Raw genomic sequence first — 9,677 nt, 5'->3', positions numbered from 1 at the left:
TCGGCGGCGGTGCGGGTCGCGGCGATGCGGGCTTCGGCGGCGCGCAGGCGGTTGCGCTGCTGCAGGCGGATGGCGCCGGGGTTGGGGGCATCGGCGCGGGCGGTATGGCCGTCCCAGCGCCAGGCGGCGCCGTCGCGGGCCACCAGGGCCTGGCCGGGGGCGAGTGCGGCCTGCAGCGCGGCGCCGTCGGCGCCCTCCGGCAGCAGGCCGACCTGCGCCAGGGCGCGGGCCAGGGCGGGCGGCGCCTCGACCAGGGTGGCGAGCGGGGTCAGGCCCTCCGGCAGCGGCGGCGCGGCGGCGAAGGGCGGCAGGTCGCGCCAGTGGCGGGCGGCGGCGGGGTCGGTGGGACTCTGCAGCGCCTCGCCGAGCGCGGCGCCAAGGGCGGCTTCGAGGCCGGGGGGGACGGAGACGGCGTCGATCACCGGCGGCGCGGCGCTGCCCGCGCCTTGCCCGGCGGCCAGCGTCTCGCCGAGCGCCTGGACCTCGGCGCTGGCCTTGGCCTGCTCGGCGGCGGCCTCCGCGGCGGCGGTGCGGGCGGTCGCGTGGCGGGCGGCGGCGGCGGCGCGGGCGGCCTCTGCCGCGGTGATCGAGGACAGGGCGGCGGCGAGGAGGGCCGCGGCCGCGGCGGCCTCGGCCTGGGCGGCGGCGCCCAGGTCGGGGGCGACGGTGGCGGCGCGGGCGGCGGCGCGTTCGACCAGCAGGCGGGCGTGCTGGGCGCGGGCCTGGGTGGCGCGCTGGGTGGCGGTGGCGTGCTCGGCGCTGGCGCGGTCGCGGCCGCTGCGGGATTCGGCGGCGCGGAGGCGGGCGGTGGCGGTCGCTTCCTCGGCGGCGGCGCGGGCGGCATCGGCGGCTTCCAGGCTGGTGCGGGCTTCGGCCAGGGCCTGCTCGGCAGCGCGGGCGGCGGCCGCGGCGGCGGCGAGGCGCTCGGGCGGGACGCGCTGGGCCAGGGCGGCGGCGTGCTCGGCGGCGAGGCTGCCGTGCTGGGCGGCGATGCGGCCGGCGCGTTGCGCGGCCTCGGCCAGGGCGGTGCCGGCGCGGGCGGCTTCGGCCTCGGCGGCAAGGGTCTCGCGCCGGGCCGTCGCATGGGCTTCCTGGGCCTCGGTGCGGGCGGCCTCGGCCGCGGCCAGGGCAGCGCGGGCGGCGTCCAGGGCGGCGGCGGCGTCTGTCGCCTCGGCCGCGGCCATGTCGCGCAGTTCGGGTTCGATGCGGGCGGCGAGCGCGGTGGCGTGCTCGGCGGCCAGGGCGTCGCGCTGGGCGGTCAGGCGGCGGGCGCGCTCGGTGCTGGCGGCCAGTTCCATGGCGGCGGCATTGGCGCGGGCGGCAATGGCGGCGGCTTGCTCGGTCGCCGTATTGGCGGCGGCCTCGGCGGCGCGGGCGGCGTCGGTGGCCTCGGCCAGGGCGCCGGCGGCGGCCTCCAGCCGGGCAGGCAGGCTGGCCTCCGCAGCGGCGAGGCTGCCGTCCTCCCGGCTCAGGCGGGATTCGGCGGCCAGCGCATCGGATTCGACCGCCTCGGCATGGCCGAGGTCGCCGGCGATGCGGGCGAGGGCGGCCTCGGCGGCGGCGAGCGCCTCGCGGGCGCGGCGTTCCTCGGCTTCCAGCCCCTCGGCCTCGACCCGGCGGCGCTCGAGCGCGGTGCGGGCGATGGCCTCGGCCTCGCGCGGGGCGGGCAGGCCGCGCTCGGCTTCGAAGCTGCGGATGGCGGCGGCCTCGGCGGCGGCCTCAGCCTGCTTCGTCGCGGCGGAGGCGGTGGCGAAGCTGGCGCCGGCGAGGGCCAGCGCCGCCTGGGCGCGGGCGCGCAGCAGCGAGAGCCACTCGGCCTCGGCCTGGCGGACCAGGCCGGAGAGGTTGCGGTAGCGGTTGGCCTGGCGAGCCTGGCGCTGCAGGGAGTTGCGCTGGGTATCGAGCTGGCCCAGCAGATCCTCGGCGCGGCCGAGGTTGGTCTCGGCCTGGCGCAGCTTCAGCTCGGCCTCGTGCCGGCGGGCGCGGAGGCCGCTGATCCCGGCGGCCTCCTCCAGCACCTGCCGGCGCTCCTCCGGCTTGGCGGAGATCATCGCGGAGACGCGGCCCTGGCTGACCATGGCCGAGGCGCGGGCGCCGGAGCCGATGTCGGCGAACATGGTCTGCACGTCCCGCGCCCGGACCTCCCGCCCGTTGATGCGGAAGGAGGAGCCGTCGCCGCGGCCGATGCGGCGGATGATCTCGAGCTCGGGCGCCTCGGCATTGGGCGGCGGGGCGAGGCCGGTGGCGTCCTCCAGGTAGAGCGAGACCTCGGCCAGGTTGCGGCCGGGGCGGGTGGCGGTGCCGGCGAAGATGACGTCGTCCATCTCGCCGCCACGCATGGAGCGGGCGGAGGTCTCGCCCATGGCCCAGCGCAGCGCCTCGACCACGTTCGACTTGCCGCAGCCGTTCGGGCCGACGATGCCGGTCAGCCCGGGCATGACCTCGACGGTGGTGGCCTCGGCGAAGCTCTTGAAGCCGGCGATGCGGAGGCGGGCCAGGGTTGCCCGCGGCGCGTCGCGCCGCACAGCGTCACCCACCGGCGCGTCCTCGGGCGCGTCCGGCGCCCCGTCGACCGGCTCCCCGCCGGCCTTGGGCGTGGCTTCGGTCAACCGCGCCTCGCTTCCTCGACCAGCTGCTGGAATCGCTCGAAGGTCATGTTGCCGGACTGGCTGCGCAGGGCGCCCTTGCCCTGGAAGGCGAAGCTCGGGGTGGCCGTGACGTTGAACTCGCGCTCGGCGGCCATGCGCTGCTCCAGGATGCCGCGCTGGAAGGCGGCGTCGGCCACCACCTCGTCGAAGCGCGGCTTGGCCATGCCGGCGAGCGCGGCCATCTTGCCGAGTTCCGCCATCGGGTCGCCACGGGTGAAGGCCCAGCGGTCCTGGCTGGCGAGCAGGGCGCCGATGAAGCCCTCGTAGCGCTCGGCCGGCAGGCTGCGGGCGACGGCGGAGGCGGTCAGCGCCAGCTGGTCCAGCGGGAAGTCGCGCCAGACCATGCGGATGGCGCCGGTCTCCACCAGCTCCCGCTTCACCCGCGGGAAGATTTCCTTGTGGAAGGCGGCGCAGTGGCCGCAGGTGAGGGAGAAGAACTCCGACACCTTCACCGGCGCCTCCGGGTTGCCGGCACCGCGCTCGCCCAGCCGCGGGTCGGCCCCCTGGGCGGCGGCGGGCTGGGCCAGCAGGGGCGACGCGGCCAGCAGCGTGGCGGTGGCGAGGATGGATCGACGCAGCATGCGGCCCTCCGGGAGCGGACATCGGTTTGCCGGCCCCACGTGGAGGTCAGCCCCGGTTTCGATAGACGCCCTGTGCCAGCTTTGCCAGCGCCTCGCGCAATTCCCCGGGAGGAAGCCGGTCCACGGCGGCTTCCACGGCGGCGGGCAGGGCGACATCGGGTTTCGGCCGGGGCCGCGGCGGGGCGATGCTGCCGGCCGCCTGCTGGACGAATCGCAGCCGCTCGACCAGCGGCTTGCCGACATGGCCGTTGATCCGGGCGATGAGCTCGGGGGCCAGGTGCGTCAGCTCCATCGCCACCGGCCCGACGCAGCCGATGGTCAGGGTGCCGCCGGTGACCCGCTTCGGGCTGGTGACGGCGGCCAGGCTCGGGCCAACCACCTCGGCCCAGTCGGCCATCAGCAGGGCGCCGGCCGGGCTCTTCTTGCGGAAGACCGGGCGGGTCAGGGTCGGGATCAGCGCGCCGAGCGCCCGGGGACCCCACACGAATCGCCGGTCTTCGCTATCCTTCGCCACATGCCCCTCCCTTCCGCTTCCGCACTGCTCGCCTGGTACGACCGGCATCGCCGGGTGCTGCCCTTCCGCAACATGGGGTCGGGGGCGCCGGATCCGTACCGGGTCTGGCTCTCCGAGGTGATGCTGCAGCAGACCACCGTCGCCGCGGTCGGCCCGCGCTTCGACCGCTTCCTCGCCCGCTTCCCCGACGTGGCGGCGCTGGCGGCGGCGCCCGAGGCCGAGGTCATGGAGGAATGGGCCGGGCTTGGCTACTACGCCCGTGCCCGCAACCTGCATGCGGCCGCCCGGGCGGTGGCGGCGCGGGGCGGCTTCCCGCGCACGGCGGCGGGGCTGCGCGAGCTGCCGGGGATCGGCGCCTATACCGCGGCGGCGATCGCCGCCATCGCCTTCGGCGAGGCGGTGGTCCCGGCCGATGGCAACGTGGAGCGGGTGGTCGCCCGGCTGGCGGCGGAGGAGACCCCGTTGCCGGCGGCCAAGCCGCGGCTGGCGGCGCTGGCCCAGGGCTTCCTGGCGGATGCCGCGGCGCGGGCCCGGCCGGGGGACTTCGCCCAGGCGCTGTTCGACCTGGGCGCCACGCTCTGCACGCCGAAGGCGCCGGCCTGCGCGCTGTGCCCCTGGCGCGGCGGCTGCCTGGCCCAGGCCCGGGGCATCCAGGCGGAGCTGCCGCGCAAGACGCCGAAGCGGGCCCGGCCGCTGCGGCATGGCGCGCATTTCCTGCTGACCGATGCGGCCGGGCAGGTGCTGCTGCGCCGCCGCCCGCCGAGCGGGCTGCTGGGCGGCATGCTGGAGGTGCCGGGGGCGCCCTGGCGGGAGGCGCCCTGGGAGGCGGCGGAGGCGCTGGCGCATGCGCCGGTGCCGGGCCTCGCCTGGGCGCGGGTGCCGGGGCTGGCCCGGCACGGTTTCACCCATTTCGAGCTGGAGATGACGCTCTACGCCGCCGAGGTCGCGCGGATCGAGCCGCCGCCGGCGACGGAAGCGAGGCCGCTGGCCGAGGCCCTGGCCGGCCTGCCCACGGTGATGCGGAAGCTTTTGGTGCTGGCTGGGCTGAACTGAAATAACCTGGGGTTGCAGATTGCCGGATCGCAACCGGGCATGAACCAAATGTGCAGCGCACCGGCTATCGGTGCGATTTACATACGTTTTGCCAAAGGCGCGGGGCATCCGCCCGTCCGGGGTGGAGTAATGGGTTCATGCAGGTATCGCTCAGCAGCCCGGTCCGCGCTCCTGCCCGCCCCGGGGACGGCGCGGGGGAGCGGCTGGCGACCGGATCGCTGCTGCTGCCGCTGGCCTGCCTGGGCCTGGCGCTGCTGGCCTTCGCCGGCACGGTCCTCGGCTGGATCCTGACCCACCCGGAAGTCGGCGGCTGGGACCAGATCGGCTACGGGGACGAGGCGCTGCGCGACCTGGTGGCGCTGGCCAGGGGCGGCCTCGGCGCGCTGCGGGATTCGCTGTTCCTGGAAGCCCGGCACCACCCGCCCGGCCATCGCCTGCTGGCCCTGCCGCTGGGCCTGGCCGGGCACGCCGACATGACCACCCTGCGGTTCATGGCCTTCGGCTTCAGCCTGCTGACCGCGGCGGTGGTCGGGCTGGTCGCCCGCCGCGCCGCCGGGACCTCGGCCGGGCTGCTGGCGGCGGCGGCCTTCCTGATGGCGCCGGTCAGCCTCTTCGCGGCGGAGGAATTCCTCAGCGAGACGCTGCTGCTGCCGGCGCTGGCCGGGCTGCTCTGGTGCCTGGCACGGGAAGCGACCGGGGAGGGCGGCTGGGGCAATGCGCTGCTGCTCGGGGCCTGCCTCGGCGCCGGGGCGCTGGCGCGGCTGAGCTTCATCCCGCAGGTGGCTCCGGTGCTGCTCGCCGGCCTCGCCGTGATGCTGGCCGGCGACCGCGCCCGGCTGCCGCGGATGCTGCTGGCGGGGACGGTCGCGGCGCTGATCGCCTGGCCCTTCTATGCGATCAACGGCGGGCGCTACATCGGCTATGCCCGCTTCGCCCTGACCGAGTGGCATTCGCACCAAGTGAAGAACGACAGCCCGATCGGCTACCTCGGCAACTGGCTGTGGTTCGTCGCGGACTGGGCCTTCGGGCCCTTCCTGGCGGTGGCGCTGGCCGGCGGCGCGCTGGCCGCGCTGGTGCTGGTCGGCCGGGCGGCCTGGCAGGCGCGGCCGCGGGCGGCAGCCGGGGCGGGGGCCTGGCGCTGGCCGGACCCGGCCCTCGGCATCGCCGCCGCTGCGCTGCTGCTGGCGGCGCCGCCGATCGCCGGACATATCCTGGCGACCAACCACAACCCGCGCTTCCTGCTGGCCTCGCTGCCGGGGCTGGCGGTCGCCATGGCGATCGGGCTGCACCGGCTCCCCTGGCGCGGCGGCCGGACGACCGGCCTCCGGATCGCCATGGGCCTGGTCGCGGCCCAGGCGGTGGCGCTGGCGCTGGTGGCCCGCTGGCCGGCCGCGCCGCCCCTCGCCGGGCTGACCTCCATGCAGTCCCGCCCGGGGCTCGCCTGCGACTGGCGGCCGCTGGCGGCGCTGCTGCCGGCCGACGAGCCGAAGCTGCTGCTGCTCGGCCAGCACGACGGCTTCAACGAGGTGCAGGTCGCCTTCGCCTTCCACCGGCAGCGGCGGGCGGTGACCACGGTGAACCTGCGCAGCCGGGCGCCCTGGGACAGGATCGCGGCGGAGGCGGCCAGGGCCGACCACGTGGTGGCGCTGCTGGCCGGCGACACGCGGGACATTCCCTACTACCGCGAGAGCTTCCGCCCGATCCCGGGGGGCAGCGAGCAGCGGATGAACCTGGTGTCCGAGGCGCTGCTGGACCGCCTCGGGACCGAGGCGGGCTTCACCCACCGGCAGGCCATCGAGGCGCCCGGCGGCGGCGGCTGCCGGGCGGTGCTGCTGAGCCGCTAGAGCCAGCCCGGCGGTCGCGGTGGGCATGGCGCGCGGAGGCCGCCCCGGGGCGGCGCGCGCTTCTGGCGCCGGTCAGCCCCCGCCGGTGGACGGCCTATCCTGCAGCGGCACCGGCGCGCCGCCGATCTCCGCCAGCAGCACGACCCCGCCGCAGACCATGGCCAGGCCGACGACGTGCAGCATGGTCAGCGTCTCGCCGAACAGCAGCAGCCCGAACAGGGTCGCCGAAACATAGGAGACGGCGGTGCAGGGCAGGGCGACCGACATCGGGATGCGGCGCAGCGCCAGGGCGTAGAACAGGGTGCCGCCGCCGTAGCAGCAGAGGCCGAGCATGGTCTGCCAGCGCAGCATCTGCGCCAGCATGACCGCGGCGATGCTGCCCGCCGGCAGGCCCATCGCCCCGAGCTTCAGCAGCAGCTGGCCCGCCTGCGAGGCGACGATGGCCACCGCCAGCGCCGCCCAGTGCGAGGGCGTCGCGCCGCCAACCCTTGCGTGGTCCAAAAACCGGTTCCTTCACCGTGCGGAGGCCGGCCGAGCCCTGCCTCGCCGGAGCGAACGCGCGAAGCCTGATTGGTATGCATCAGGATCGCCGCACGGCCCCGGCGTCAGGCCTCGAGGCCGGCGACGGCCAGGATGGTGGCGAGGCTGGCCGACATGCCGCGCAGGCTCTCGCCCTTCTCCACGTCGATCCATTCCTCCAGCGAATGCGCCCGGCCGCCGCGCCCGCCGGAGCCGATCTTGATGGCGGGGATGCCGAGGCTCATCGGGATATTGGCGTCGGTCGAGGAGTACTCCTGACGTGGCGCGTAGCCATGGGCGGCGACGGCGGCGGTGGCCAGCTGGACGATATCGGCGCTGGCCGGCGTATGGCCGGCGGGGCGGTCGCCGATCGGCGCGATCTCGACCGTGACCGCGCCTTCGCGGGTGGAGCGGGCGGCGTTCTCGGCGGCGACGGCGGCCTCGACGCCCGCGAGGAACTCGGCCTCCAGGCGGGCGAGCTCGGCGGCCGACTGGGACCGGAGGTCGACCTCCATCCAGACCGCGTTGGGGATCGCGTTCACCGAGGTGCCGCCGCCGAGGACGCTGACGCAATGGGTCGTGTGCGGGTCGGTGGGGGCCGAAAGGTCGGCGAGCGTCAGCGCGGCGCGGGCCATGGCGTAGCTCGGGTTGACCAGGCCGAAGGCCGCGAAGCTGTGGCCGCCGGGGGCGCGGAAGGTGACGCGGAAGCGCTTGCTGCCGATGCCGCCGGTGACGATGCGGTCGACCTCCGGGCTGTCCACGGTGAAGAAGGCCTGGATGCGGTCGCGGTGGCGGCCCTCGAGGAACAGGTGGCGGACGCCACGCAGGTCGCCGAGGCCCTCCTCGCCGACGTCGCCGACGAAGAGGATATCGGCCCGGGTGCGGATGCCGGCGGCGTCCATGGCGCGGAGGAAGGCGAGGTTGACCGCGAGGCTGCGGGTGTCGTCGCCGACGCCGGGGGCGAAGAGCCTGGTGCCCTCGCGCCGCACGGTCACGTCGGTGCCGGCGGGGAAGACGGTGTCCAGATGGGCGGCGACGACGATGGTGGCGCCGTTGCCGGTGCCCCGCCTGCGGCCCATCACGTTGCCGACCGCATCCTGCTCCACCTCCTCGAGCCCGTGCTCGCGCAGCATCGCCAGGTAGGCCGCGGCGCGGGCTTCCTCGGCGAAGGGCGGGGCGGGGATCTCGGTGAGGGTGACGATGTCCTCCACCATGCGGTCGTGCTCGCGCTCGAGCACGGCGGTCGCGGCCTGGAAGCGCGGGTCGGCGAGGATGGCGGCGATGGTGTCGCCAGGGGTGGGGGCGGAGGAGGGGGGCATGGCGGATCCGGCGCTGGAGTGGCCCCCAGATCCTCCGCCGGATGGGCCAGCGTCAAGTCGGGATGCCGCCTTGCGCGTCAGGCCTGCAGGCCGAGGATCTCGGCGCGGAACTCGTCCAGCAGGCGCAGCCGGCCGCCGGGCAGCTCGACGTGCCAGAAGGCCCAGCCGTTGCAGCTCGGCGCCTCCTGGACCGCGGCGCCGACCTGGTGGATCGAGCCCTGGGCGCGGCCGCAGCGGATCGAGCCGTCGGCGGTGACGGTCGCCGACCAGCGGCGGGCGCGGTCCATCAGCAGCGAGCCGGGCGGCACGAGTCCGCGTTCCACCAGCGTGCCGAAGGGGATGCGGGGCTGCTCGCGCTTGCCGGCCATGGTCAGGGCGGCGGTCTCCGACAGCGGGACGATCGCCTGGATGCGCTCGGCGGCGGCATCGGCGTAGCCCTGGTCCCGCTCGATGCCGATGAAATGCCGGCCGAGGCGCCGGGCCACGGCGCCGGTGGTGCCGGTGCCGAGGAAGGGGTCGAGGATGATCTCGCCCGGGTTGGTGCAGGCGAGGATGACCCGGTGCAGCAGGGCCTCCGGCTTCTGCGTCGGGTGGACCTTGGCGCCGGCCGCGTCGCGCAGCCGCTCGGGGCCGGTGCAGAGCGGGATGAACCAGTCGCTGCGCATCTGCTGGTCTTCGTTGAGCGCCTTCATGGCCGCGTAGTTGAAGCGGTAGCGGCTCTCCTCGCCGCGGGCCGCCCAGATCAGCGTCTCATGCGCGTTGGTGAAGCGCCGGCCTCGGAAATTCGGCATCGGGTTGGCCTTGCGCCAGATGACGTCGTTCAGCACCCAGTAGTCGAGGTCCTGCAGCGCGGCGCCGAGGCGGAAGACGTTGTGGTAGCTGCCGATGACCCAGATGGTGCCGTCCTTGCGGAGGACGCGGCGCGCCTCGGCCAGCCAGGCGCGGGTGAAGGCGTCGTAGGTGGCGAGGTCGGCGAAGCGGTCCCAGGCATCGTCCACGCCATCGACCAGGGTGTCGTTCGGCCGCCGCAGGTCGCCCTTGAGCTGGAGGTTGTACGGCGGGTCGGCGAAGATGGCATGCACCGAGGCCGGCGGCAGGCGCTGCATCTCCGCGATGCAATCCCCGACCAGAATCTGGTCCAGGGGCAACTCGAGTCCCATTCCCAACGCACGCCCCCCCACCGATCGTCCGGCTGGCCG

8 protein-coding genes are annotated in these 9,677 nt (G+C 75.8%); 2 read left to right on the top strand and 6 right to left on the bottom strand.

Going from position 1 to position 9,677, the window contains the following annotated elements:
* The 3 genes from QWZ14_RS05190 to QWZ14_RS05180 all read right to left on the bottom strand — a co-directional run.
* The coding region (locus QWZ14_RS05190) for an AAA family ATPase (protein ID WP_290315508.1) at positions 1-2,609 on the bottom strand (2,609 nt) is incomplete at its 3' end.
* Positions 2,606-3,229: a DsbA family protein gene (locus QWZ14_RS05185; protein WP_290315506.1), complete on the bottom strand. Its 624-nt coding sequence runs from the start codon at positions 3,227-3,229 to the stop codon at positions 2,606-2,608. The genes QWZ14_RS05190 and QWZ14_RS05185, both read right to left, overlap by 4 nt.
* 46 nt (positions 3,230-3,275) lie before the next feature.
* Positions 3,276-3,743 carry a DUF721 domain-containing protein gene (locus QWZ14_RS05180; protein WP_290315505.1) on the bottom strand — a complete coding sequence of 156 codons (468 nt, stop codon included), beginning with the start codon at positions 3,741-3,743 and terminating at the stop codon, positions 3,276-3,278.
* Here QWZ14_RS05180 and QWZ14_RS05175 point away from each other — a divergent pair, their 5' ends adjacent.
* Both QWZ14_RS05175 and QWZ14_RS05170 read left to right on the top strand, forming a co-directional pair.
* Complete coding sequence (locus QWZ14_RS05175) at positions 3,744-4,796, top strand: A/G-specific adenine glycosylase (RefSeq protein ID WP_290315504.1); 1,053 nt, start codon at positions 3,744-3,746, stop codon at positions 4,794-4,796. It begins immediately after the preceding gene.
* Positions 4,797-4,933: 137 nt separating this feature from the next.
* On the top strand, positions 4,934-6,640 hold the full coding sequence (locus QWZ14_RS05170; RefSeq protein ID WP_290315503.1) for a glycosyltransferase family 39 protein: 1,707 nt from the start codon (positions 4,934-4,936) through the stop codon (positions 6,638-6,640).
* Positions 6,641-6,712: 72 nt separating this feature from the next.
* On the opposite strand, the gene QWZ14_RS05165 is transcribed toward QWZ14_RS05170, so the two are convergent.
* The 3 genes from QWZ14_RS05165 to QWZ14_RS05155 all read right to left on the bottom strand — a co-directional run bounded on the left by QWZ14_RS05165 (position 6,713) and on the right by QWZ14_RS05155 (position 9,638).
* Complete coding sequence (locus QWZ14_RS05165) at positions 6,713-7,141, bottom strand: DMT family transporter (RefSeq protein WP_290315502.1); 429 nt, start codon at positions 7,139-7,141, stop codon at positions 6,713-6,715.
* Between the two features lie 104 nt (positions 7,142-7,245).
* On the bottom strand, positions 7,246-8,478 hold the full coding sequence (locus QWZ14_RS05160) for a M20/M25/M40 family metallo-hydrolase (protein ID WP_290315501.1): 1,233 nt from the start codon (positions 8,476-8,478) through the stop codon (positions 7,246-7,248).
* A 77-nt stretch (positions 8,479-8,555) separates the two neighbouring features.
* Positions 8,556-9,638: a site-specific DNA-methyltransferase gene (locus QWZ14_RS05155; RefSeq protein WP_290315500.1), complete on the bottom strand. Its 1,083-nt coding sequence runs from the start codon at positions 9,636-9,638 to the stop codon at positions 8,556-8,558.
* Positions 9,639-9,677: the final 39 nt, after the last annotated feature.

This window comes from Paeniroseomonas aquatica (genome assembly GCF_030409335.1).
Lineage (GTDB): Bacteria > Pseudomonadota > Alphaproteobacteria > Acetobacterales > Acetobacteraceae > Belnapia > Belnapia aquatica.
Note: the sequence above shows the minus strand (reverse complement) of the source record. Positions and strands in the feature narration are given on the sequence as shown.

Bases quoted from the DNA above. Each gene is read 5' to 3' on its own strand.
- QWZ14_RS05185 (WP_290315506.1), bottom strand. From the start codon at position 3,229: ATGCTGCGTCGATCCATCCTCGCCACCGCCACGCTGCTGGCCGCGTCG.
- QWZ14_RS05175 (WP_290315504.1), top strand. From the start codon at position 3,744: ATGCCCCTCCCTTCCGCTTCCGCACTGCTCGCCTGGTACGACCGGCAT.
- QWZ14_RS05170 (WP_290315503.1), top strand. From the start codon at position 4,934: ATGCAGGTATCGCTCAGCAGCCCGGTCCGCGCTCCTGCCCGCCCCGGG.
- QWZ14_RS05160 (WP_290315501.1), bottom strand. From the start codon at position 8,478: ATGCCCCCCTCCTCCGCCCCCACCCCTGGCGACACCATCGCCGCCATC.
- QWZ14_RS05155 (WP_290315500.1), bottom strand. From the start codon at position 9,638: ATGGGACTCGAGTTGCCCCTGGACCAGATTCTGGTCGGGGATTGCATC.